Origin of the sequence: Schaalia hyovaginalis, assembly GCF_014208035.1 — a bacterium.
Lineage (GTDB): Bacteria > Actinomycetota > Actinomycetes > Actinomycetales > Actinomycetaceae > Pauljensenia > Pauljensenia hyovaginalis.
The window spans coordinates 307,715-332,920 of record NZ_JACHMK010000001.1 but is presented as its reverse complement, the minus strand read 5'-3'; the positions used below and the strand labels follow the sequence as shown (position 1 = coordinate 332,920).

The following is a 25,206-nucleotide window of genomic DNA, read 5'->3' as shown; positions in this document are numbered from 1 at the left end:
CCGCTAGACTTGTCGGGTGCCCCACTCGCCCGACTCCCCGTACCCCGGCGGTCCCCACGACCACGCCGAGGAACACGGCAAGGCGCACCCCACCGCAGACCAGCAGCACGAGCGAAGGCGACACGGGCACTCCGGAGCCACAGCCAGCACGGACGCAAGCACAGGTCCGGCACACGAGCGAGCGCAAAGCGAACACAGGAAACGACAGTCCAATCGGCGAGGCCGCCCCCACGAAGGCAAGCAGAGGAACAGCGCCGGAATCGAGCAGCATCCCCGCCCCCGCCGCACCCGGCGCCCCCGGCACGAACGGGCCCGGGCGTTCCGGCCCTTCACCCCCGAGCAGCTCGCCGAACGGGCCGCCGCGATCCCCGTCATCACCTACCCGGACCTGCCCGTTTCCGCGCGCCGCGAGGAGATCGCCGAGGCGATCCGCACCCACCAGGTCACGATCGTCTCGGGCGAGACCGGCTCGGGCAAGACGACTCAGCTGCCGAAGATCTGCATGCAGCTCGGCCGGGGCGTCACGGGAATGATCGGGCACACCCAGCCGCGCCGCATCGCCGCCCGCTCCGTCGCCGAGCGCATCGCCGAGGAGCTCGGCCAGACGCTCGGCCGCGAGGCCGGTCAGGTCGTCGGCTACCAGGTGCGCTTCACCGACGAGGTCGGGCCGACGACCCTCGTCAAGCTCATGACCGACGGCATCCTCCTCGCCGAGATCCAGGCCGATCCGCTCCTGCGCCGCTACGACACGCTCATCATCGATGAGGCCCACGAGCGCAGCCTCAACATCGACTTCATCCTCGGCTACCTCGCGCGCCTCCTGCCCGCCCGGCCCGACCTCAAGGTCATCATCACCTCCGCGACGATCGACTCGGCCCGATTCGCCGAGCACTTCGGGCGCTGGGAGGGGACCCCCGGGCGCGGGGCACTGCTCGAGCCGGCGCCCGTCATCGAGGTCTCGGGCCGGACCTATCCGGTCGAGATCCGCTACCGGCCGCTGGCCCCCGATGTCATCTCCGCATACTCGACCTCGACGCCGAGGGGTGCGAGCGATTCGGACCCCTCGGTCGGCGCTCAGGCCCCGGGCGTTCCCGGCAGCGCCCCCGAGTCGCCTCGTTTAGCGGATGCGCCCGGCCCCGCCCCCGTCGACCAGTCCGGCTCCGAGCAGCTCGTCCTCGAAGACCCCGACGACGAGCTCCCGAGCCTCGGTTACGGCCTCGGCGAGGAGATCGACGTCGAGACCGCGATCTGCGACGCCGTCGATGAGCTGTGCGCCGAAGGCGAGGGGGACATCCTCGTCTTCCTGCCCGGTGAGCGCGACATCCGCGACACCGAGCAGGCCCTCCTCGACCACCTCGGCCCGAGGGGCGTGCGCGCAGGCGAAACGAAGGGCGCCCGCCCGACCGACATCGAGATCGTCCCCCTCTTCGCGCGCCTGTCGGCCGCTGAGCAGCACCGCGTCTTCGAGGAGCACCGTCTCCGCCGCGTCGTCCTCGCGACGAACGTCGCCGAGACCTCGCTCACCGTGCCGGGGATCCGCTACGTGATCGACCCCGGGCTCGCGCGCATCTCGCGCTACTCGAATCGGACGAAGGTCCAGCGCCTCCCCATCGAGCCCGTCTCGCAGGCGAGCGCGAATCAGAGGGCCGGGCGCTGTGGCCGCGTCGCCGACGGCATCGCGATCCGCCTCTACTCCCAGCGCGACTACGAAGGGCGCCCCCGCTACACCGAGCCCGAGATCCTGCGCACCTCGCTCGCCTCCGTGATCCTCCAGATGGCGGCCCTCGGCCTCGGCTCGGTCGAGGACTTCCCCTTCCTCGATGCGCCCGAGCGGCGCGCGGTCCGAGACGGCATCGCAGCCCTCGTCGAGATCGGGGCGCTGGCCGCGGACGAGGGCGGGCGCGGCATGGATCACCGTCTCACCCGGATCGGGCGCGAACTCGCGCGCCTGCCCATCGACCCCAGGCTCGGCCGCATCCTCCTCGAGGGCGACGCGAACGGCTGCGCATCCGAGGTCCTCGTCATCGTCGCCGCCCTGTCGATCCAGGACGTCCGCGAGCGCCCCCTCGACCATCAGCAGGCGGCCGACGCCGCGCACGCGCGCTTTTCCGATCCGCGTTCGGACTTCATCACCTACCTCAATCTCTGGCGCTACCTCGAGGTCCAGTCCCGCGACCTGTCGGGTTCGCAGTTCCGCAGGATGTGCCGGGCTGAATTCCTCCACTACCTGCGGTACCGCGAGTGGAGGGACGTGGTCGTCCAGCTCCGCCAGATGGCGCGCCCCCTGGACCTCGACGTTCATCCGATCGATCTGCCCGCGCCCGGCGACGTCATCGAAGCCGCGCAGTCGGGCGGGGTGAAGGACGCCGCAGCCCGCGCGGCCGTCTCCTTCACCGCCTCGTCGAGGACGGTCGACGCGGACGAGATCCACCGTTCGATGCTCGTCGGGCTCCTCTCCAACCTCGGCTCCTGGGATGAGGCGAAGCGCGAGTACCGGGGGGCGCGCGGCACGCGCTTCACGATCTGGCCGGGCTCGGGCCTGTCCCGCTCGCATCCGGCGTGGGTGATGACGGCCGAGCTCGTCGAGACTTCGCGCCTCTTCGCGCGCACGGTCGCCCGGATCGATCCGGCGTGGATCGAGCCCCTGGCCGGGCCGCTCCTCACTCGCGTGTACTCCGAGCCCTTCTGGTCCTCGGCCAAGGGGGCTGCGATGGTGAAGGAGAAGGTCCTCCTCTACGGGCTGACGATCAGTGCGGATCGTCCGGTGCTGCTCGGCCGCCTCGGCGAGCGGGTGATCGATGAGGATGCGACGCGGGCTCCTCGGCTCGTCACCGCGGGGAGCCTCGCGGGGATCGCGCAGGGCCTGCTCGGTGTCGGAGAGGAGGCCCGTTCCGCTCGTCAGATCGGCTCGGTCGGCCGCGACTTCCTCGCGATGGCGCTCGCGGCGGGGCTCGATCCCGGTGACGAGGCCGGGGCGGCGTCTTCCAGCCCGGCGTCTTCCGCTCCCGCCCGTCCCGACATCCCGGACCCAGCGGACGCCCCCGCCCGCTCTGACGCCCCCGACGGCGCGAGGACCCCCGTGAGCCCAAACGCCCCGGAAGCCGCGGATACGTCATCGGGCGCTCGAGCCGACGCACCGGCCTCGACCGCCGAAACGCCCTCGCAGGCCCTCCTCCCCTCCCGCCTCACCGCCCGGGAACTCGCCCGCGACATGTTCATCCGCCACGCCCTCGTCGAGGGCGAATGGCGCGAACGCCACCGCTTCCAGGCCCGCAACGCCGAACTCCTCGAACAGGCCCGGGAGGTCGAACGCCGCTCGCGCACGCACGGACTCGTCGCCGACGAGGAGGCGCGCTTCCGCTTCTTCGACGACATCCTCCCCGAGGGCATCGTCTCCGCCGCCCACTTCAACCGCTGGTGGAAACGCGAACGCGAGCAGCGCCCGGAGCTCCTCATCTACACCGAACGCCTCCTCCTGCCGCGCGGCATCGGCGAGGACACTGCCGGATTCCCCGACACGTGGCGCTCCGGCGACCTCGAACTCGCCCTGTCCTACGCCTTCACCCCCGGATCGGAGCGCGACGGCGTCACCCTCACGATCCCCGTCGAGGCGCTGCCGCGCGTGAGCGACGAGGGCGCCGATTGGCTGGTCCCCGGCATGCGCGAGGAGCTCATCACAGAGACGATCCGCGCCCTCCCGAAGGCGAAGCGCCGGCTCCTCGCGCCCGCCCCCGAGGTCGCTCACCGGGCGAACGAGTGGATGGACAGGGCGATCGCCGGCGCGCTCGGCCCCTCCGAATCGACTACGGCCGCGCCCCTCTCCCATGATGAGGCGCCCGACCCGACGAGCCTGTCGGCGGCGATGGATCGCCTCGCCCGCTGGGGGGCCTCGACCGGCGTCGCGACGCGCAAGGCCCCCGGCTCGGCGCCCACGCCCCCCTCAGTCCCCTCCGGGCCTTCTCCGGCCCCGCCCTCGTCGACCGCCGGAGCGCCCGACGCGTCGATCGACTGGTCGGTCAAGAGGCCCTCCTTCTCCAGGGCCTTCGCCGATGCGATGCGGATCCTGCGCGGCGTCGAGCTCAGCGAGACGGACCTCGCGCACGCGCGCGCCCAACTGCCCGCCCATCTCCTCATGACCTTCAGCGTCGTCGACTCCGCCGGGAAGGAGCTCGGAGCGGGAACCGACCTCGTCCACCTCCAGCACAGGCTCGCCAAGTCCGCCGACGAGGCCGTGCGCAAGGCCGTGCGCGGGGCGGTCGCCGAAGCGATGATCGACGCCGCGGCTGCCGGGGGCCGAGGGCGGGGCCGCGCTTGCGATCCGGCCGGGAAGAAGGGGGGCGGGCGCCCCCAGAAGGCCCGGCGCGACCAGGAGCGGCGCGCCCCCGAGGGCCTTCACCTCGACGCTCTCAGCGCGTTCCCCGCCGCGCCGCTCCCCCGCTCGGTCGATTCGCCGGGGGAGTCGATGACCTTGCGCGGCTTCCCCGCGCTCGTCGCCCAGGGATCGGCGGGCGAGCCGGCGGCGGGCGTGCGCGTCATGGCGAACGCCCAGGAGGCCGATCGTCATCATCGCGAGGGCCTCGCCCGTCTCCTCCTCCTGCGCGTGAGGCTCCCGCGGACGCGGGTCACGACCCGGTGGACCGGCCGTCAGGCCCTCATGCTCGCCGCCTCGCCCTATCCGGACACGCCCGCCCTCGTCGATGACGCCCAACTCGCCTCCGCCCTCGCCCTCGTCGATGAGCTCTGCGCAGAGCGCGGACCCGGGTCGATCCGCGACGCGGGGGCCTTCGAGGCGCTTGTCGCCCGCGCCCGCGATCTCCACGAGGACAGGGTCCACGCCCTCCTCGGGCACGTGGTGCGCGCATTGGAGGCCCAGTCCGAGGTGGCTGACCGGCTCGCCTCTCATGCGGAGAAGTCGATGCGCGAGGTCGTCGGCGATGTCCGCCGCACCGTCGACGCCCTGCTCGCGCCCGGTTTCGTGTCGGGCACTCCCGCCTATGCGCTGCCGCATCTGGCTCGCTACCTGCGCGCGGGCGCGGTCCGCATCGACCGGGCCTCCGCTTCGCCGGGCGCGCTCGACCGCGACCTCGCCGACATGGACCGCATTCACGAACTCCTCGAACGGATCACCGCCGCGCGCGCCGAGTTCGACCGCCGCCCCTACGACGCGCGCGCCGATGCGGAGCTCACCCGAGCGCGCTGGCTCGTCGAGGAGCTCCGGGTCTCCTGCTTCGCGCAGACGCTCGGCACGCCGAACAAGGTGTCCTTCAAGCGGGTCGCTTCACTCATCGAGCAGGTGTCGTAGCCGAACTCCCCCGCCGCCCGCGTCCCTACGGCTGCTCGTCGCCGAGTTTTTCGACCTCGATGAGCACCGCCGAACCGGGGAGGAGGTGCGGGGGACGGATCCCCCACTGGGCGAGGACGCCGCCGGGGAGGCGGACGCCCTCCTCGTCCCACCATTCGAGGGGCCCGAGCGCAGACGGGTTCATGAGCCGGGCGTACATTTCGGGCCGGCCGTGGGGGCGGACGCGGTACAGCCCGCGCGGGTCGAGGCCGGGGAGGCGGATGAGCTCGTAGGGGTAGTGCTGCGACGTCGTCAGGGCCGCGAAGCGCCAGAGGGAGCGCCTGCCGCCCGGGAGGAGGAGTCCTGTGACGCGCACCGCCGGATCCGCGCAATCGACGTGGACGAGTTCGCATCCGTTCGGACGCGCGCCCTTGTACAGGCTCACCCATGCGCGAAGCTGCTCGAGGTCGGCGGGGTCGGCGTCGAGAAGGTTCCACTCGACTCCCAGGTGCCCGGTCAGGGCCGTCGCCGCCCTCGTGGCGAGGGCGGTGGCCCGCCCCGTCATGTGCGAGGGCGATTGGGCGATGTGCGCGCCGATCATCTCGGGCGGGACGAGGAGCGAAGTGCCGCGCTGGATGTCGATCCTCTCCAGAGGATCGGTGCAGTCCGACGCCCACACCCGGTCGGTGCGCGCGAGGATCCCCAGGTCGATGCGCCCCCCGCCTGAGGCGCAGGATTCGATTTCCAGTCCGGGGCAGCGTTCTTTCAGTTCGTCGAGGAGGCGGTAGAGGGCAGCGGTTTGCGCGTGGACGGCCGGGCGTCCGCTCGCCGGGGAGATCGCTTCGAGGACGAAGCGGTTGTGGTCCCATTTCAGGTAGTCGATCCCCTCGTCGGCGACGAGGGCAGACAGGGTTTCGACGAGGTGGTCGAAGGCCTCCGGGTTCGTCAGATCGAGCACCTGCTGGTGGCGGCCTTCGAGCGGGAGGCGGGCGGCGTTCGGGCGCAGGATCCAATCGGGGTGCGCCTCGGCGAGCAGGGAGCGCGGGCTGATCATCTCGGGCTCGACCCACAGCCCGAACTCCATGCCGAGGGCGTGGACGAGGTCGGAGAGGGGGCGCAGGCCGTCGGGCCACACCCCGGTGTCGACGCTCCAGTCGCCCAGGGCGCTCGTGTCGTCGCGTCGGCCGGTGAACCAGCCGTCGTCCACGACGAAGCGTTCGACGCCGATCTGGGCGCCGAGGCGGGCCAGGCGCATCATCTTGTCGATGTCGTGGTCGTAGTAGAGGGCCTCCCAGGTGTTGAGGGTGACGGGCCGCGGGCGCTGGGAGAATCCGGGGTGGAGTTCACGCAGGTGCGCGTGGAAACGAGAGGCGAGCGCGTTCGTGCCCTCGCCCCAGGATGCGAAGAGCTCCGGCGTCTCATAGCTCTGCTCGGCGCCCAGGTGGACTTCGCCTCCCAGGAGGAGCTCCCCTGCGCCGATGAATCCCCGCGTCGCGGGGGTGCGCACCGCGAAGTGCACCCCGTTGCCGCTCCAGGCGAGGTGGACGGCGCGTTGGGCGCCCGTCTCCCAGCCCGCTCCACTTCTCGCGGCGATCAGCGCGCTCGTCGAGTCGAAGTCCGGTCGGCCGACCCAGGTCTCCTTCGCGAAGAGGCCGTCGACGAAGGCATGAGTTTGCATCGAGCGTTCCCGCAGATGGTGCCCTGTTTGGGAGAGGATCTCATCGTGGTCGGCTGGCACGGGCACGCCGAGCCACAGCCTCTCCACCTCCAGCTCGGTGTCGGAGCGGTTCGTGAGCGTCGCCCGCAGGCGGACCAGGCCCGAGGCTTCGACTCCGATCCGGAAGGCGAGGGAGAGCCCCGCCTCGGGGTCCTCGGCCTCGATGAGGCACGAGGACCCTTCGGCGCGGGTCGCCCGGAGCAGGAACTTCGGGAAGACTTCGATGCCCCGGCGCCGCAGGGAGAGCATCGGGGTCCCCGTCCATCCCTCCGACTGGGTGGGGAGGATGCTCGGCGATTCGGAGGCGTCAACGCCCGCGGACATGATCTGAGCGCTGATCGCAGCCAGGATGCCCCTGCCCGGGTCGACCCCTTCGGCTCCCGTCTCCGGCGCGTCGCCGAGGTCCTGCCCCCAATAGACGATCCTCGGGAGAGCATCGCCGTCGAGGGCGAGGACGAGTTCGGTCGGGGCCGTTCGCCGCTCGGAGCGCGATTGGCGCTCGTGGGCGGGTCGGCGGAGCCGGATGTGGGAACGGGGCATGTCCTTCACCTGTTCTGTCGGGGTGATCGGGGAGTGGGGGTATTCACGAGCGGAGGCGGCGCAGGAGCGCGCCCGCGCCCAGGAGAAGGAGGGCTCCTCCGGTGATCCCCATTGCGTTCGAGCCGGTGCGCGCCAGCGAGGACGATCCGGGCTTAGCCTGCACGGCCTTGGCCTTGCCCGCCCGGACGTCCGGGAGCGGGGGCGCGGCGGGCCGCTCGTCGGACGGTGAGGGCTTGTGCGGGGCCTGGGGCTCTGCTCCGCCCCCGTTCGGGGGCATGCCGGGGTCCTCGGGCGAGGGGGCGGCGGGCCGGCGTTGGAGCATCGTCACCTTGGCGAGTTGAACGTCCTGCGCCCCCGGGCCGGCCTTCTCTCCGGCGCTGCGCGCCGCGCTCGCGGAGCGGGGGAAGACAATTTTCACGAAGCGCGTGTCTTCGGGAAGACCGCGCACGTCGTAGGTGGTGCGCGCGAAGGCGGGATGGGGTTCGACGAAGTTGTCGACCGTCGTCGCCGTGGCGGGCTCCCAGTTCTTCCCGTCGACGGAGCGCCATACGGAGAAGTCGTAGTGCCCCTCCGCCCCTTCGCGGATCGAGTGCCCGTGAGGCATGTCCTTGAGGGTGTCGTTCGCGTGCTCGAGGGTGCGGTGGTAGGCGGTGAGGTGGACGTCGCGGACCCCGGGGACCTCGTAGACGAGGGACTGTTCGCCTCGCGCCCCGTCGGCGACGGCGAGCCTGCTCGTCTCGTAGCGGGGCTGGCCGCCGTAGAAGAAGTTGTCCTTGTCCTCGTGCGGTGCGCTCCCGTCGCTCAGGGCGACGAGGCCCTCACTGCGGGAGGAGGGGCTGATCGAGTACTCCCCCGAGGCGCCTCCTTCGGCGAGGTCGTCGAAGCGGACGAGGTCCTGGTCCTTCGTCTGATAGACGCGCACCCAGTCGATGAGGAAGTCGCTGGATTGCTTGGTCCGCTGGCGCGTCGTGTCGACGTCGCCGACCCATCCCCCGTTGACCTGCGTTTCGAGGATCGGGAACATCGGGCGCGAGTGCATGCCGTCCAGGTCCGCGCCGGCCGTCGTCGAATGGACGCGTTTGCCGTCGATGTACCAGGTGATCCTCTCGGGGGACCATTCGACTTCGAAGACGTGGAAGTCCTGGCTCCATGCGACGGGCGAGACTTCGGCCCGACCGTCCGACGCCTTGTTGAGCCCGAGGATCCCGTAGTGGTTCGTGGTCCACGCGTTCCACGGCTCCTGGCCGAGGTATTCGAGGACGTCGATCTCATCGTGCCCGGTCTCGTCCTGGGCGAGCATCCAGATCGCGGGCCAGATCCCCTGGCTGTCGTTGGGCTTGGCGCGCACGGCCATCCGGCCGTTCTCGAAGGAGAACTTGTTCTTCGTCTCGACGCGGCCGGAGGACCAGGTGACCTTGTCGCTGAGGGTCTCGTTCCCGTAGCGGTCCCAGTGGACGGCGTCGAGGAGGTCCTTCGTCGTGCCGTGGTTGCGGGTCCGGATCGCGAGGTAGGACTCGCCGTCCTTCTTCTCGATCCTCACAGCGCCCCGGTTGTAGATGGCGCCGTGGTTCGCCATCCCGTCGATGATGTTCCATTTGGCCTCGTCGACGGCCTCTCCGTCGAATTCGTCGTTCCAGACGAGTTCGGAGTACTGCGAGGCCGGGGGCGTGTAGGCGGGCGCGCTCTCGTCGTAGGAGGAGCCGGTGCCCCAGATCTCGATTTCGCGGTACTTCGTCGCGGAGGCCGCGTCCTTCTCGACGGTGAAGCGGACGGCGCGTCCGCTGATCTCCATGTCGTCGAGATCGATCACGATCGGGGACTGCTCGACGTGCGCGTCGGTCTTCGAGTAGACGATGCGGCCCTGCGGAACTGAGGCCGCTGCGCGCACGTCGACCGTGATCTTCCGGTAGTCCCCGGGTTCGAGGGCGAGCGAGATCTTCGAGAGGCGGTAGGAGTTCCGGTATTCGAATTGGAGCCATTGCTCGCCGAGGCCGTTGTGGACGGCGGGCGGGCCATCGAGGGTCCCGTCGGAGATCGCCGCGATGTTGTCCGGGTCGAGGCCGTAGACGTAGGGGATCCTGCCGAGTGCGAGGTTGCGCGGTGCTTCCGTCCCGGGGACCTCCTCCCCCTCCTTGGCGGTCGCGAGGACTTCGATCTCACGGAATCCGACGCCGTTGGAGTAGCCGGACCATGCGCCGTTGAAGTTCTCGATGAAATGGCCCTTCTGCCAGACGCGCAGGTATCGGGCGCTGATCGGGCCCTTGGCGGGCTCGACGATCTGCGGGGCGTATTGGGCCTCGCGCGTCTCGCGGTGATCGGCGGTGTCGAAGAGCACCGTCGGAGAGGCGAAATCGGGGCTGTCCGAGACTTCGACCTTGACGTTCTTGAAGGTCGAGGCGGCCGCGGGGTATCCGTTGCGGAAGAGGCGGATCTTCGCGATGTCGCGGGATTCTCCGAGGTCGTATTGGAGGTAGACGTCCTGCCAGTCGTTGAAGCCGTTGAGCCTGGCAGGGTCGCCGTTCTCCTTCCCGGCGAGGATCTTCGTGACGTTCGCGTCGTCGGAGAGGAAGCCGGTGTCGCCGTCGGTGGCGGCTTCCGGGTGGAGGATCGCGACTTGCGGAGCGGTGGAGTCGCCGTCTCCGTGGAGAAGAGTCGCGTTCGTCGTCGGCGTCTTGCCGAGCAGGACGTTGACGAGCGGGGGCTCGGCGGCCGAGGAGGCGGCCGGCAGCGCGGTGAGGAGGAGGGAGAGGCCTGCAACGGCCGCGAGGATCGGTTTGAGGGGTGTGGTCATTGAGTCGTTCCTTCAGCCGGGCGGACATCGTCGTCCGTGCGATTCCGAAGCGGCCGCCGACCCGGTTCCCTGAGGGGAGGAGCGCGGGCAGCGACGCGCGGTAACGATACCAAGACTTTCCGACAGTTGGCTATATGCGCTGTCATAAACTCGCAATCAAGCCATTTTTCAGTAATGGCATTGCATGAAATCGGTACCACTGTTATCGTCCTGACACGGCAGCACTTCCCGCTCCGAGAAGCGCTCCGAAAGTCATCACCGGCACTCGCCGCTCCGATCCCGGTTGCGTCGAGTCCCCTTCAAGGAAGAAGGCCCCATGACGCGCCACCGTCTCGCGCCAGCATTCGCTGCGCTCCTCCTCACCGGCACCGCCCTTCTCGGCGCTTGCTCCAACCCGGCCGCGACCACCGATTCCTCGAGCTCCTCCGGCTCGGCGAGCACGGAGCGCTGGCCCGACGCCACCGCCCCCCTGAACGGCACCACTTTGAAGATCTGGGCCGCGCAGACCTCCAACAAGATCCCCACCAAGGTCATCGAGGACTTCGAGAAGGCCACCGGCGGCAAGGTCGAGGTCGTCACCGTCCCCGACAACTACGAATCCAACGTCCAGACGAAGATCGCCACGGGCGAGCGCCCGGACCTCCTCTTCTGGCAGCCGGTCCGCTCGACCCTCGCCGGCTTCGTCGCGCAGGACCTCCTCCAGGACCTCGAGGGCGCCCCCTGGGTGGACGACTACGCGGACGGGATCGCCGACGCCGGAGGCACCTACGACGGCAAGCGCTACGCCGCCCTCATCTCCTCCCCCGACGTCGAGGGCATCTACTACAACAAGAAGGTCTTCGAAGCCGCCGGGATCACCGAACTGCCCGTCGGATGGGACCAGTTCATCGACACCGCGAAGAAGATCAAGGCCGCGAACGTCCCCGGGGTCGAATCCCCCCTCTTCGAGATGGCCGGCTCGCAGTGGGGCACCCAGTGGGCCGTCAACATTCAGCTCGCCGAGGCCGCCAAGGACGGCCTCTGGGACCGCATCAACGCGAACAAGGACTCCTTCACCGGACCCGATGTGCTCGGCGCGATCGAGGCCTACAAGGCGATGTTCGACGAGGGCCTCTACAACGCCGACGCCGGCTCGGCCAAGGACACCGAGCAGTCCGCCGCCCTTTGGGAGGGCAAGACCGCGATGATCATCCAGGCCAACGGCACCTTCAACGCGATCGCCGCCCTCGCGGGCAACGACAAGGCGGCCCTGGACGAGACCATCGGCTTCTTCCCCCTCTCCAAGAAGGGCTCGATCGGCACGTCGATCCCGCAGCAGACCGGCGGCGTCGTCGCCTTCAAGACCGGGGACTCCGCTCGTGAGGCCGCCGCACGGCAGTTCCTCAACTTCTGGATGTCCGACGGCTACAAGGCCTTCGTCAACGACCAGAACATCGTGTCCGTCCTCAAGTCGGTCGACAGCCCCGACACCGTCCCGCAGGCCCTCCTCGACTCCGCGGCCTCCCTCAAGGACGCCGTCGGATCCATGCAGTCGCAGGCGATCGCCAACCCCGATCTGTACCTCAACCTCGCGAACATGGTGAACGGGGCCGTCACCCCCGCCGAAGCCGCGAAGGCGACGCAGGACCAGTTCGCAGAACTCGCAAAGGCGCAGGGAGCCCCGGGCTTCTGAACCCGCCGCGAAGCACGCGCCGGGGCGGACGGTCACTCATCCGCCCCGGCAAGTTGCACGAAGGGGAGCACATGACACGCAGCACCACCAGCCCTACCACGACGACGGACCCGCGGACGCGCGCCCGAAGGGGTCGGCCGAAGCACGACCACCCCCTCTTCTTCCTCGTGCCCGCAGGCGCGATGCTCCTCGTCTTCTTCGTCGTCCCGACCATCATGAACTTCGCCTACGCGTTCTCCGACTGGTCGGCCTTCAAGAAGAGCATCGAGTTCAACGGCCTCGACAACCTCCGCTCGCTCTTCAATTCCGGCGCACTGCTGGCCGATATCCGCATCACGATCATCTACGCCCTCCTGGTCGCCCTCTTCCAGAATTTCTTCGGCCTCGCCCTCGCCGTCCTCTTCGAGAAGGACACGGCCCTCAACCGAATGGGCCGCACCCTCTTCTTCGTCCCGGTCCTCATGTCCGCCCTCGCCGCCGGGTACATCTGGCAGGCGATCCTCAAGACCGACGGGGCGCTCAACGAGATCCTCGGCTGGGGGCTCGGAACGGACGTCCGCATCCAATGGCTCGGATCCACGACCTGGACCCTCGTCATCCTCGCCGTCGTCCACGCCTGGAAGTGGATGGGCTTCTCGATGCTCACCTACCTGGCGGGGCTCAAGACGATCGACGAGGAGATCCTGGAGGCCGCGGCGATCGACGGGGCCTCGAAGACCGCGATGTTCTGGCGCATCAAATTCCCCCTCATCGCACCCGCACTCACCTTCAACGTCGCGACGGCCCTCCTCGGCTCGATGAACTCCTTCGATATCGTCCAATCGCTGACCAACGGGGGCCCGGGCGGCTCCACCGAGATCCTCAACCTCTTCATCTGGAGGACGTTCGGGAAGGGCCTCTACGCCCAGTCCACCACCATGAGCCTCGTACTCTTCGTCCTCGTGACCCTCATGGCGATCCCGCTCATCACGGCCCTGCGCCGAAGGGAGAACTCGATCCTGTGAACACCACGCCCGTTCGCGCCCCTCGCCGCGCCCGCCCCCTCCTCGGCGGAGCCCTCCACGCGCTTCTCGTCCTCGCCGTCATCATCGGCTTCCTCGGCGTCCCCCTGTGGGTCGCGGTCGTCACCGCGGGGAAGAACCAGTCCGAAGCGGTCATCCCGGGGATGTCCCTGCCCACCCAGTGGCATCTCCTCGAGAACTTCCAGACCGTCATCACCCAGGGGCGGATGGGGCCCGCCCTCATCGGCAGCCTCATCATCACCGCGCCCTCGGTGTTCCTCGCCCTCCTCTTCGGGGCGATGGCCTCCTGGATCCTCGCGCGCCGCACCTCCAGATCGATGGCCCTCGTCTACGCGGTTTTCATCTCCGGCGTCATCCTCCCGCCCTCGATCATCACGATCATGATGCTCCTGAGGATGACCGGCCTGGCGGGGAGCGCGATCGGAATGATCTGCGTCTACGTCGGCATCTACCTGTCGATCGTCATCTTCTTCATCACCGGGTTCATCAGGACCATCCCCGTTTCCCTTGAAGAATCCGCCCGGATCGACGGCGCGGGCCCCACGAGGATCTTCTTCACGATCATCCTGCCGCTCCTGAAGCCGACCCTCGCCTCGGCGACGATCCTCATCGTCTTGTACATCTGGAATGACGTCTTCTACGCCCTCTTCATCCTCTCGGGCAAGATGAACACTCTTCCGTTGAACTTGTACACTGTCGCCAGTGAGGGCCTGTACCTGAACAACTGGCACCTGATCTTCTCGTACATCCTCCTCATGACCCTCCCCCTCCTCATCCTGTTCATCGTCGGGCAGCGGAAGATCATCTCGGGGATCACCGGCGGCGCGGTGAAATGAGCATCGCCGACCCGATCGACGAGCGCGCGCCAGAAGGAAACGAGCCATGAGTCCCAAGAGAGAACGGCGCACACCGGTCATCTCGGACGTCGCCGCCTGTGCGGGTGTTTCGGTCTCAACGGTGTCCCGTTACCTCAACAACTCCTCGCACCTGTCCGAGGACTCGTCGAAGCGGATCGCCCGCGCCATCGAAATCCTCGGCTATCGGCCGAGCTCGATCGCCCGGGGGCTCAAGGGCTCGACGATGAAGCTCATCGCCGTCCTTTCGACGAACACCACCCTGTTCGGCTCCGCGACGACCATTCAGGGCATCGAGGACGAGGCGCGCACCCGCGGCCACTCGGTGATGATCTCCAAGCTCGACGACGCCGATTCGGCCACGCTCCCCGAGACGCTCGACGCCGTCCTCGACCTCAATCCGAGCGGCGTCGTCGTTCTGCGATACGACGAGATCGCCGAGAAGGCGCTCGCCTCCCTTCCCCGGTCCATGCCCGTCGTCGTGATCGGCGGCCGTCCGAGCGAGGAGTACGACCAGGTCTCCCTCTGCGAGAAGGACGGCGGCCGCGCCCTCACCGATTACCTCCTCAGCCTCGGCCACGATACGGTCCATCACATTCAGGTCCCCACGCGCACGGACGGGACGAGCCGCTCCGACGGCTGGGCGGCCTCCTTGAGGAACCACGGAGTCGTCGCACCCGAACCCCTGCAGTGCGGCTGGGAAGCGGGTTCCGCCAGGCGACTGGGCCGCGAACTCGCCGGGCACGCCGACATCACCGCGATCTTCGCGGGCAACGACGAGCTCGCCATGGGCCTGATCCGCGGTCTCGAAGAAGAGGGGCGCGCCGTGCCCGACGCCATCAGCGTCGTCGGCTTCGACGATCACCCCATCGCCGACATCTGGAACCCCGGTCTGACCACATACCGCCAGGATTTCACCCGCGCCGGACGTGCAGCCGTCGAGCTCCTCCTCGAGAGGATCGACGCCGAGCGCGCGGGCAGGGCCCTGCCCGTCCGGAGGACCGAGGTGCCCGGAGAGATCGTCATCCGCGAATCCGCAACCGCCCTCGGCGCTCCGATGACCGCGAGCCCGGCGGGATCGAATCGCGGGTGAAACGCGAACTCGCGCGCGCCCAGGCCCGCGCCCTCATGGAGGCCTCGGGCCTGGGCGACTGGCGCTTCCGCTTCGACACGGCGCGGCGCCGAGCGGGATCGTGCGTCCATTCGACGAGGACGATCACCCTGTCAGGCCCTTTGACCGAGCTTTATGACGCCGACACCGTGCGCGGGGTGATCCTTCACGAGATCGCGCACGCCCTGGTCGGCGCGAGTCATCGCCACGATGCCGTGTGGAAGAAGCAGGCGCGCACACTCGGAGCGCCGGATTCCGCGCGGCTTCCCGCTTCGCTCCCCCGGCCCGAAGAGCCCTGGGTGGGGACCTGCCCGAAGTGCGGGGCTCAGAGGCGCCTCTTCCGCGCACCCCGCCGCGTCACCTCCTGCGGAGTCTGCGCGAGGGTTTTCGACCCCGAGCGGATCCTCCGGTGGACGCGCGAAGGCGAGCCGACCGAACCCGGCGGGCCCTACGCGAGGGAGCTGGCGAGGATGCTGCATGCCATGCCCCCGGTCAGCTGAGTGTCACCAAGCTGATGACCGAGTACATCCAGGGGTCGAGGCCCGCGAGCGCATGCGCGAGGGCCCGAGGGGCAGTCTCCTTCCGGGCTTCGCTTCCGGTCCTCGCCTCGCGGCGGCGGGTGAATTCGGCTACACCGCCGCCTCGCGGGGACGGCGCGCGCTCCCCGTTCCCCTCGAGGAAGCAGCGGGGCGGGCGGAAACGGCGTCCTCTACCGCCCCGGGTCACCGCCGCGCGGCACGTGGGCACCGCTCCCGGGGGCTAATCTGGAGACCTGAGGATCGGAGCGCCGGTCCGAGGAGCACCCGCAGGCGACGACGACAGGAGTGACATGACCGAGCAGTCCGCGACCCGACTGGCGACGAGCAAGGACGCATCGGACGCCCCCGAGCGCGAAATCCTCACTTGGGAGCTCTTCGGCACAGCGTCACGCGAGCTCACGACCCAGATCGTCGAGTCCGGATGGATCCCCGAGCTCATCATCGCGATCGCCCGCGGCGGACTCATCCCCGCCGGCGCGATCTCGTACGCGATGGATGTCAAGGCCTGCGGCACGATGAACGTCGAGTTCTACACCGGCGTCGGCCAGACCCTCGAAGAGCCCGTCCTCCTTCCGCCCCTCATGGACGTGTCCGCGATGAACGGGAAGCGCGTCCTCGTCGTCGACGACGTCGCCGACTCCGGCAAGACGCTCAAGATGGTCATGGACCTCATCGCCACCCACGGCCTCTCCCTCGACGGGGAGGCGCCCGTGAAGGTCGATGCCCGCTGCGCGGTCATCTACAAGAAGCCCGTCTCGATCATCGAGCCCGACTACGTGTGGCGGGATACCGACAAGTGGATCAACTTCCCCTGGTCGACGCTCCCCATCATCACGGCCTGACGCCCTCGCATCATGATCGTCGAGGGCGGCCCCGCTGATCCGGGCACGGACGACGGCCCCTTAGCCGTCGCCGTCCCCCGCGCTCACTCGGGCGAACGGGCGCTGGCCTCGCTGTCGATCGCGCAGCAGATCGCCGACCTCGTCCTCCACCGCCTCGCCCGCGGCGAGGACCTGAGGGTCCTCGGGCTGACCGGGCCCCCGGGGACCGGGAAGACCACCGTCGCCCAGCTCACCGCCGAGATCCTCGAAGCGGCGGGGGTCGAGGTCGCCGGCGTTGCTCCGATGGACGGCTTCCACATGTCGAACGCGCTCCTGGACGATCTCGACCGGCACGATCGCAAGGGCGCGCCCGACACCTTCGACGTGTGGGGCTTCGCCGCCCTGCTCGAACGGGTCCACCGGGCCCGCCGCCCGGTCCTCGCCCCCGACTACAGGCGCGACCTGCACGAGCCCGTCGCCGCATCGATCCTCCTGCCCGCCGGGGGGATCGTCATCACCGAAGGGAATTACCTCGGCCTCGACAAGGAGGGCTGGCGCGAGGCCCGCGCTTTCATCGACCTCCTCGTTCACATCGACACTCCCGTCGAGGACGTGTACCGCAGGCTCATCGCCCGTCATGAGGCCTTCGGCCGTAATCGCGCGGACGCCGCCCACTGGGTGAGGACGGTGGACGCCCCGAACATCGAGCTCGTCGCCGCCTGCCGCGATCGGGCCGACGCGGTCGTGTCCGCTGAAGATTGAGCGGCGCACACCGTCTATCCAACGATAGTCAGACGGGGAGGCGCTTGCTAGTGTTCCCGGAATGACTGATCTCCCCGCGGAATCTGCCGAGGCCGCTCCTCACCCGAGTCCCGCCGAAGATGAATTCCCCGCCTGGAAGCAGCGCGTCGGCCTCTTCCTCGGCGCCCAGGCGATCTCCCTCTTCGGATCGAGCATCGTCCAGTACGCGATCCTGTGGCACCTCACCCTCACCCTCAAGCAGGGGTGGGTCATCATGCTGTACTCCGTCGTGGCCTTCGTCCCCCAGGCGATCGTGTCCTTCTTCGGGGGGACGCTCGCGGACAGGATGAACCGCAAGACGGTCATCGTCGTATCGGACTCCGTGATCGCCCTCGTCACCCTGGGACTCGCCGCGTGGATGGCGGTCGGCGAGGCCTCGCTCTGGCTCATCCTCGCGGCCGTCGCGATCCGCTCCATCGGCCAGGGGTTCCAGCAGCCCGCGGTGAGCGCGCTCCTCCCCCAGCTCGTGCCGTCCGCCCAGCTCATGCGCATCAACGGGATCAATCAGACGATCGCATCCGCGATGGCCCTCCTCTCGCCGGTCGTCGCCGGCGCGGTCTACGGATGGGGCGGGCTTATCCCGACCTTCTGGATTGACGTCGTCACCGCCGTCATCGGCGTCGGCATCGTCCTCACGATTCCCGTCGCTACCGTCCGCTCGGGCGCCGAGGCAGGGACCTCCTTCACGCGCGACCTCGTCGAGGGCATCCGCTACGCCTTCGGGCATCGGACCATCGCGTGGATCCTCGTCGTCTACACGGTGATCTTCACGCTCGTCGTCGCGCCCTCGTTCCTCACGCCGCTGTTCATCGCGAAGGACTTCACCGATGCGGTCTGGCCGCTCACGGCCACTGAGCTCGCCTTCTCCGCGGGGATGCTCCTGGGCGGCATCCTCATCTCCTCGGTGGGGGCGAAGTGGAATCAGTCGCGGATGCTCCTCGTCTCGTGCCTGAGCTTCGGGCTGCTGTCGGCGGCCTTCGGCCTCACCCCCCTCCTCGGCGTCCGAGTCGGTCTTTGGACGATCTTCGCGCTCATGTTCGTCCTCGCCGTCATGATTCCCTTCTTCTCCGCGCCCGTCATGACGCTCCTTCAGACCAGCGTCGAAGCGGAGTTCATGGGCCGGGTCTTCTCCGTGACGAACATCGTCGCGGTCCTCGCCATGCCGGCGGGCATGTGCGTCCTCGGACCGCTCGCCGACCGCGCTCCGATCGCCTGGATCTTCATGATCACGGGCCTGATCGCCTTCCTGTTCACGGCGATCTCTTTTACCGTATCGCCCGATCAGCAACTTCTCTCACAGCACCGTGCTCCCGGTGACGAGGACGAGAGACCACGCAGATCGACCAAAGTCGGCCCCTGATCGATTCTCCTCCAATGTCGTCGTAGAGTGGTGACCGGGTCACGTTGAAGCGGTCGTCAACCCCGGAGCACACATGAACACAATCGCGATCAACACGGAACTTTTGCGCGCTCAAGCAAAGGCGATGAGCGCGACCGCAGAAACCCTCGACGGGACGACGATACCCGCGGCCGTCGACCTCGGACGCTCTACTGCTTCCCTGTCGAAAGTCCTCTCCGACCTCGATCAACGGGCGAAGAAGCTAGCGGAAGCCGTACGCTCCTTCTCCACGAACCTCACGCAGACCGCCAACGATTTCGAATCGCACGAAGATAGACTCCTGGAGCATCTGCGCAGCCATTCGATCCGCTGAGAGGCAAGGCATGTCGCAATGATCAATATCAGAATGCTGACCGTCCCCTCGATCCCTGAAGACCTCGCCTGGCAGCTTGAGAAACACGAGTCATCCATTGATGAGGTCAGACAGGACCTCATCAAAGCTAAAGGCGCGGTCGACGATGATTCCGATGGGAAGACTTCCGAGGCGATCGTCGCCAACGCCGATCGTTTGATCCGTACCGTTGAAGACCTTCGAGACGACGTCGAAGCCCTGATTAATGCCCTCAAAACTCTCGGGCGAAGCCTCCATTCCATTGAGAGCCGACTCGAGGCAGAAAAATCGCATGCAATTAGCGCAAACCTGACGGTGACGGTCAACGAGATTTATCCGCCGAACCACCCGGAAAGCGACTCCTACTCCGCCCAACTTGAGGTGTTCGACAGCATTGATGAGTCCGTCTATCGCATCCGCACGGACGAAGCAGAAACACATGACGACTTCGAAGATGCCTGCGACCAGATCCGCGGAATCGCAGGAATACTCGACGATAGCCTCGGGTTCCACGGCGATACGGGAGATATCGCGACGGCCGCCGATTGGGTCGAACGACTCGCCATCGCGGGAACTTGGACACTCAAGCGACTGACCGAATGCAGGTTTACGCCGCGTTTCCCGGCAGGCGCAATGGTCAATGGTGTCAGTGTCGGCGGGCGTTTTCGGAATCTGTCTAGTCTCGGCCGTCTTGAACAGATCCTTCTCAAAACGAAGCCGGAGAACTGGACGGCTGCCCCTGGCAAAGCCAGTGACTTCACCCGCACTCTAGGCAGGGGCCTATCCAAAGTCGGTGGAGTTCTTGACAAGGTCGGTAAGGGCGCCGCAGTTCTCCAAGGAGGCATCGCGGCATACGACCAGTGGGAAAAGGACTCGTCGAACCCCTCAATGGGAACCGGGGAGAAAGCCGCGCGAGCGGCGACACATGGCCTTCTCGAGGGCGCGGCGGGATACGGTGGCGCCTGGGCAGGTGCACAGCTTGGAGCAACGATCGGCACTCTCGGCGGCCCGATCGGCATCGCCGTCGGCGGCATCGTGGGAGGAATCGTGGGAGGAATTGCTGGCAGCGAGGGGGGCAAACTCCTCGCAGACGGCGCGAGTGAACTCGTGTCGAAACTGTTTCACTAGGGGAACACTGATGGATCATTTCTGGGCATACGCCCTTCTCATATGGTCGCTATTGACGTGGATCCTCTGGACGCTTGCAATGTTCACTGACACTCGGCTCGGGCGCGGCCTTCGCAAGGGACCGTCGATTACAAAGCGCCGTTCCGACATCACAGTCTTCCACCCGACTTGGGCAACCCTTACCCTGCTCGTCGGTATCAGAACGTTGATCAGAGAGAACGACGGACCCGAGATTGTCACGGACACACTGACTGGTCTTTCTCTGTTCATCATCCTGCTAGCTCTCGTCGTGTACTGGCTTCCGATCCGCCTGCCGAACTGGACGGACCCGTCCTGGCATGAGCACCGACGTGCAACCCGCCGCATGCGGAAGAAGTCGACTGCTGGGCGAGCACCCAGTTGCGCCTGCGCACTCGGCTCACCTGTAGAGCATGCGCAAGACGCCGCAGGACTGACGGGACCTGTGACGAAGCTCGAAGACACTTCACCAGACGCATGCGATCTCTAGGAGGATCAGGCCTCGATGACGACAACACCTACTCGGCATTTCCGCGGCGCCTTCCTCGGACTCGACGCTCCGGACAGCACCCTCTTGATCGAATCGGCCGCAGGTGCGCCGATTGACGAGGGGACGATCCACGGCGCATCCGACTCCTTCCGGCTGCTGCAGCCTTTCGGCTCCTCCATCGACCTCGCCCTCGCCCTTCCCCAAACCGATACGGAAACCGGCTGGACGGACACCCTGGTCGTCACGGTTGAAGACCTTCCCGCAGACCTCTCGGAAGAAGACTGGCAAGCCGCACTGACAACACGAACAACACAAGAGATCCCCGGCTTCCAGATCATCGACATCGCCCGATGGGACGGATTGTCGGACGCGACCCTCGTCCGTACGGGCCTGTTCATCCTTGATGAGCGCTCGCTCACGACCCTCCAATGGACCTGGACCATCCCCCACCCATACACTCCCGAGACCCGCCTCGGTCTATCCGCGACCTTCACCTGCCCGACGCGCGATTTCGAAAACCGCTACGAAGGCTTCATCGGCATTCTCAATACTGTGGAGGTGATCTGATGGCATCGATCGACCGGAAGGGTCCGGCCCCGATCCTCATTCTTGACGAGACCGAGTACACGATCCTCACCGCCGTCTGTTTGGGAACGATTCCGCCAGATCATCGCCGAACACGCTCTTTAAGAAAAGCCGGAATCCTCAACACAGCAGGTCCTACACCAGAATGTGCTCCCATTGTTGAAGGCCTGACCACCGCACGCCGCCGTTTCCTCGGATCACTCATGCACCCGGCAGAGGGCCGACACATCGAGACCTGGATCGGCGCCCAGAGCGTAACCGGTGTCCTTATCGAGGGCAACACGCACCGCCTGCAAGAAGTTGCCCCCTGCGATAACCCTTCGTTAGTTCTCCCTCTCCTCGATCTCCGGCCTCGTGAGATGGTCGATCTCGGCCCCCATACTCTGCCTGGAAAATTCGTGGAATTGATCGACCGCGGCAACCTTGATGCCGCGGATCGTCTCCTTCGTCAAGTCTCTAAGAACATCGACCATGGAGGAGAGCCCGGCGCTCACGATGGGCCCTCGCCTCTCACGGTCTCTTTCGCACACGGCACGTGGACTGTATCCGCGTTGGCATGCTTCGACCTTGACGGCGAGCAGTGGCGGATGAGCGACCTGATCCTTACGCTATCTGTACCCGAGTGCCTCTATGAACTCGCCTACGACGACACGCAAGACGAGGCGATCACACGCCTGGCCCCAGTCTCTTCCCTGGCCGTATGGACCCGCATCTCCTCGTGGTTCTTCCCTCGAGGCTGAGGATCCGAAGCGACCCAGCTACCCCGTCTCAGCCCCGGAGTCGTTTTGTGTACTCGAGCACGAAGGGCGTCGTCCGCTCAACGACCTCGAGAGTCTCGACGAAGTCGGAATACCCCCCGTACCAGGGGTCGGGCAGATCCCTATCGCCGGGACGCGCCTCGGGATCGAAGTCTCGGAACAGGCGGATCTCGGGACGCTCCGCTCCGCGGAGCCCCGCGCGTTCACGCAGTCGATTCAACGCGGCGAGATGGTGCCCGGTCATCGCCAAGACGAGGTCCCACTGCCCGAGCTCACCCGAACGCACCTGACGCGCCCGATGGTCGGGGACGCCGTGCCCGTTCTCGCGCAGGACCCGCGCCGCCCGCCGATCGATCGGGTTGCCCTCTTCCTCATCGGAGACGCCAGCGGAATCCACCTCGATCTCAGCGGCGAGTCCGGCCGCCTCCACCGCTTCATCCAGCAGCTGGTGCGCCATCGTGGAGCGGCAGATGTTCCCCGTGCACACCATGAGGACCCGCATCACGAGGCCGCCCTCGAGCGGAGGAAGGCGCGAATGGCGGCCGCGGAATGACGGGCCGCCTCCTCGGAATCCATGTGGAAGTCCTGGTCCGCACTCGGACCGCACAGGTCGGACACCGCCCGCAGGCTCACCCAGTCCACGCCCGCCGACCAGGCGACTTCCGCCATCGCGCAGGTCTCCATGTCGGCGCCGATCGCGTCGGGGAAGCGCTCGCGCGTCGGTTCTGCGAGAGGCGCGGTGATGAAGGAATCGGAGGAGACGACACGACCCGTGCGCACCGGGTGCTCCAGCACCCCGCCGAGGGCCTCGACCTCGGCGATCGTGGCCGGAGCCGTCGTGTAGTCGGCCGGCATTCCCGGCACCTGGCCGGGCGCGTATCCGAAGGCCGTGGCATCGGCCGCCCCGTAAATCGTCGTCACGCCAGCGGCGATGTCCCCGACCTCGATCTCGCGGGCCAGTCCGCCGGTGGTTCCCGCGGCGATGACGATCTGCGCATCGACGAGGGCGAGGGCGCGGGCCGTCGCCGAAGCGGCATTCGCCAGGCCGATGCCGGACACGGCGAGCAGTACGGGAAGGCCGTCGATCCGGCCGAGCCTGAAGGTCTGCTCGAAGCCGGACGGGTGCCCGAAGCGCAGCTCGACGGGCGAGTCCTCGCCCTCGGGCGCCTCGAGGATCCCCGCCAGGGGCTCGGCCTCCATCGGCATCGCGCACTGGATGACGGCGAGGACCTTCTCGCGGTCGGGCATCTGCAGTCTCGTCATGGGGGAAGTCTACAAACCCGCTCCGCCCGCCCGTATGAGTCGGCCCGCTCCCGACGGCGAGGCGCGGTCTTCGCCCAGCGCTCGCCGAACGGGCACAATATTCCCCATGACTGCCCAGCCCGCCTCCTTCCAGCCCGCTCCCGACCGTTTCGATTCCGGCGCGCCCACGCCCGCCGCTCTCGTGTCGGGGGAGGTCCCCGCGGCGGCCGCGGCGCACCCGCTCTCGGTGTTCGACATGTTCCGGATCGGGATCGGCCCGTCCTCCTCGCACACCGTGGGCCCGATGCGCGCGGGGCTCGATTTCACCACGGAACTCGCATCCCTCGACGCCCCCGATTCGATCGAGATCGACTTGTACGGTTCACTCGGGGCCACGGGCCGCGGCCACAACACCGACCGGGCCGTGCTGCTCGGACTGTCGGGCTTCGCGCCGGAGACCGTCCGCGTCGACGAGGTCGAGGGCCTCCTCCCCCGGATCGCGGAGACGGGGCGCCTCGAACTGCCCGGCGGTCGCGCCCTCCCCTTCGATGTGGCGCGCGACATCCGTTTCCTGCCGCGCACGCTTCTGCCCTACCACGTCAATGCGCTGACGATCACGGCCCGTTCGGCCTGCGCCTCGCCCGCCTGCCCGCCCTCGGGGGCGACGGGTGACGAGGGCGGGCAGGCCGGATCGACGGGCGGCGACGAGGTCGTGCTGCGCCGGACCTACTACTCGGTCGGCGGCGGTTTCGTCATGGTGCAGACCAATGAGGACGTCCTCGACCCGCGGGTCGCCTCCCTGGTCGCGGGGGAGTCCGCGGCGACGATCGACGTTCCCGTGCCCCACCCCTTCTCCACGGGGGCCCGCCTTCTGGCCGAGTGCCGCGATCACGGGCTCTCCATCGCCGAGCTCGTCCGGCGGAACGAGGAGTCGGTGCGCAGTCGCGCCGAGCTCGAGGGCTACTTGGACGCCGTCGCGGACTCCATGTTCGACTGCATCGATGCGGGGTGCTCCGCGTCGGGGATCCTGCCCGGAGGCCTCGACGTCCCTCGGCGCGCCAAGTCCCTGTCCGAGAAGCTCTTCGCCCGCGCCCTTTCCGGCGGTTCGCCGACCCCGGGCTCGCACTGGGCGTCGACCCCGGAGGATCCGATGCGCGCAATGGACTGGGTGAACCTCTTCGCGCTCGCCGTCAACGAGGAGAACGCGGCGGGCCACCGGATCGTCACGGCTCCCACGAACGGGGCGGCGGGCGTCGTGCCGGCCGTGCTCGGCTACCTCGTGTCCTACTGCCCGGAGGCCGGGGCCTCCCTGGGCGCGGCCTCCGGGCCGTGCGAGTGCGGGCCGGCTTCGGCCCCCCTCGCGAGGGTTCGACTGGCATCGGACCGGGCGAGCGGGGGCGAAGCGCATGAGCGCCGGCGTCGTGCCGTTCACGACTTCCTCCTCGCCGCGACGGCGATCGGGGCTCTCATCAAGACGAACGCTTCGATCGCGGGCGCCGAGGTCGGGTGCCAGGGCGAAGTGGGATCGGCGTCCGCGATGGCGGCGGCGGGACTGGCCCAGGCCCTCGGCGGGAGCCCCGAGCAGGTGGAGAACGCCGCGGAGATCGCGATGGAGCACTCGCTCGGGCTCACCTGCGACCCGGTCGCGGGCCTGGTCCAGATCCCGTGCATCGAGCGCAATGCGATCGCCGCGGTGAAGGCGATCAACGCGGCGCGCATGGCGCTGTGGTCGGACGGGCGCCATCAGGTGTCCTTCGACGCGGTCATCGAGACGATGCGGCAGACCGGCAACGACATGCTCTCGAAGTACAAGGAGACTTCGGCGGGCGGGCTCGCCGTCAACGTCGTCGAATGCTAGAGCCCCTTCGAGGCCGTGAGCGCAGGGGGATGATTCCGCTCGCCCGGCACGGGGCTCATGGGGCGACACGCCGAGGGCGTCAGGGGATTTCCGCACGCCCCACGAAGACTTATCCACACTTATCCACAATTCTGTGCACGCATGTGAACTGAGACTCCCCACAGCTGTGGACACGGGGGCGCAGAATCACACGCATGTCATTTTCCGCATGATCATGCGCCGGATCGATCCCCTCCGACCCCGGGACG

The 25,206-nt window shown here is 68.0% G+C and carries 18 protein-coding genes; 14 read left to right on the top strand and 4 right to left on the bottom strand.

Annotated elements, in window-relative coordinates; translation table 11 throughout:
• Positions 1 to 259 precede the first annotated feature (259 nt).
• On the top strand, positions 260 to 5,302 hold the full coding sequence (locus HD592_RS01470; protein WP_184454325.1) for a DUF3418 domain-containing protein: 5,043 nt from the start codon (positions 260 to 262) through the stop codon (positions 5,300 to 5,302).
• A 25-nt stretch (positions 5,303 to 5,327) separates the two neighbouring features.
• Here HD592_RS01470 and HD592_RS01465 read toward each other — a convergent pair whose 3' ends face one another.
• The gene (locus HD592_RS01465) at positions 5,328 to 7,538 is read right to left on the bottom strand and encodes an alpha-galactosidase (RefSeq protein WP_184451414.1); all 2,211 of its coding nucleotides are present in this window, start codon (positions 7,536 to 7,538) and stop codon (positions 5,328 to 5,330) included.
• Between the two features lie 43 nt (positions 7,539 to 7,581).
• On the bottom strand, positions 7,582 to 10,329 hold the full coding sequence (locus HD592_RS01460) for a glycoside hydrolase family 16 protein (protein WP_184451413.1): 2,748 nt from the start codon (positions 10,327 to 10,329) through the stop codon (positions 7,582 to 7,584).
• 316 nt (positions 10,330 to 10,645) lie between these two features.
• On the opposite strand from HD592_RS01460, the gene HD592_RS01455 reads away from it, so the two are divergent.
• The 12 genes from HD592_RS01455 (at position 10,646) to HD592_RS01400 (ending at position 21,840) form a co-directional block, all read left to right on the top strand.
• Positions 10,646 to 12,001 (top strand): ABC transporter substrate-binding protein, encoded by a 1,356-nt coding sequence (locus HD592_RS01455; protein ID WP_184451412.1) that lies wholly within the window; start codon positions 10,646 to 10,648, stop codon positions 11,999 to 12,001.
• 71 nt (positions 12,002 to 12,072) lie between these two features.
• Positions 12,073 to 13,005, top strand: coding sequence for a carbohydrate ABC transporter permease (locus tag HD592_RS01450; RefSeq protein WP_184451411.1), 933 nt, complete (start codon positions 12,073 to 12,075; stop codon positions 13,003 to 13,005).
• Positions 13,002 to 13,859, top strand: a complete 858-nt coding sequence (locus HD592_RS12085) for a carbohydrate ABC transporter permease (protein WP_184451410.1) — start codon at positions 13,002 to 13,004, stop codon at positions 13,857 to 13,859. The genes HD592_RS01450 and HD592_RS12085 overlap by 4 nt, the downstream gene beginning before the upstream one ends.
• Positions 13,860 to 13,905: 46 nt before the next feature.
• Positions 13,906 to 14,970 carry a LacI family DNA-binding transcriptional regulator gene (locus HD592_RS01440; protein ID WP_184451409.1) on the top strand — a complete coding sequence of 355 codons (1,065 nt, stop codon included), beginning with the start codon at positions 13,906 to 13,908 and terminating at the stop codon, positions 14,968 to 14,970.
• Positions 14,967 to 15,488 (top strand): SprT-like domain-containing protein, encoded by a 522-nt coding sequence (locus HD592_RS01435; RefSeq protein ID WP_184451408.1) that lies wholly within the window; start codon positions 14,967 to 14,969, stop codon positions 15,486 to 15,488. Before HD592_RS01440 ends, HD592_RS01435 begins: the two co-directional genes overlap by 4 nt.
• A 329-nt stretch (positions 15,489 to 15,817) precedes the next feature.
• Positions 15,818 to 16,369, top strand: a complete 552-nt coding sequence (locus tag HD592_RS01430) for a phosphoribosyltransferase (protein ID WP_184451407.1) — start codon at positions 15,818 to 15,820, stop codon at positions 16,367 to 16,369.
• Positions 16,370 to 16,381: 12 nt separating this feature from the next.
• Positions 16,382 to 17,110 carry an AAA family ATPase gene (locus tag HD592_RS01425; RefSeq protein ID WP_184451406.1) on the top strand — a complete coding sequence of 243 codons (729 nt, stop codon included), beginning with the start codon at positions 16,382 to 16,384 and terminating at the stop codon, positions 17,108 to 17,110.
• Between the two features lie 61 nt (positions 17,111 to 17,171).
• Positions 17,172 to 18,509: an MFS transporter gene (locus HD592_RS01420; RefSeq protein ID WP_184451405.1), complete on the top strand. Its 1,338-nt coding sequence runs from the start codon at positions 17,172 to 17,174 to the stop codon at positions 18,507 to 18,509.
• Positions 18,510 to 18,582: 73 nt separating this feature from the next.
• Positions 18,583 to 18,861 (top strand): hypothetical protein, encoded by a 279-nt coding sequence (locus tag HD592_RS01415; protein ID WP_184451404.1) that lies wholly within the window; start codon positions 18,583 to 18,585, stop codon positions 18,859 to 18,861.
• An 18-nt stretch (positions 18,862 to 18,879) separates the two neighbouring features.
• On the top strand, positions 18,880 to 20,007 hold the full coding sequence (locus HD592_RS01410; protein ID WP_184451403.1) for an FtsZ/tubulin family protein: 1,128 nt from the start codon (positions 18,880 to 18,882) through the stop codon (positions 20,005 to 20,007).
• A gap of 523 nt (positions 20,008 to 20,530) precedes the next feature.
• Entirely contained in the window at positions 20,531 to 21,082 is a 552-nt protein-coding gene (locus tag HD592_RS01405) for a hypothetical protein (RefSeq protein WP_184451402.1), read from the top strand.
• A complete protein-coding gene (locus HD592_RS01400; RefSeq protein WP_184451401.1) occupies positions 21,082 to 21,840 on the top strand; it encodes a hypothetical protein in 759 nt (252 codons plus the stop codon). Before HD592_RS01405 ends, HD592_RS01400 begins: the two co-directional genes overlap by 1 nt.
• A gap of 28 nt (positions 21,841 to 21,868) precedes the next feature.
• Here the strand turns inward: HD592_RS01400 and HD592_RS01395 are convergent, their stop codons facing one another.
• Together HD592_RS01395 and mtnN are read right to left on the bottom strand one after the other, a co-directional pair.
• A complete protein-coding gene (locus HD592_RS01395; RefSeq protein WP_184451400.1) occupies positions 21,869 to 22,360 on the bottom strand; it encodes a low molecular weight protein-tyrosine-phosphatase in 492 nt (163 codons plus the stop codon).
• The gene (gene mtnN / locus HD592_RS01390) at positions 22,360 to 23,121 is read right to left on the bottom strand and encodes a 5'-methylthioadenosine/S-adenosylhomocysteine nucleosidase (protein ID WP_184451399.1); all 762 of its coding nucleotides are present in this window, start codon (positions 23,119 to 23,121) and stop codon (positions 22,360 to 22,362) included. Before mtnN ends, HD592_RS01395 begins: the two co-directional genes overlap by 1 nt.
• 106 nt (positions 23,122 to 23,227) lie before the next feature.
• Here mtnN and HD592_RS01385 point away from each other — a divergent pair, with 106 nt between their 5' ends.
• Positions 23,228 to 24,958, top strand: coding sequence for an L-serine ammonia-lyase, iron-sulfur-dependent, subunit alpha (locus tag HD592_RS01385; RefSeq protein ID WP_184451398.1), 1,731 nt, complete (start codon positions 23,228 to 23,230; stop codon positions 24,956 to 24,958).
• Positions 24,959 to 25,206: the final 248 nt, after the last annotated feature.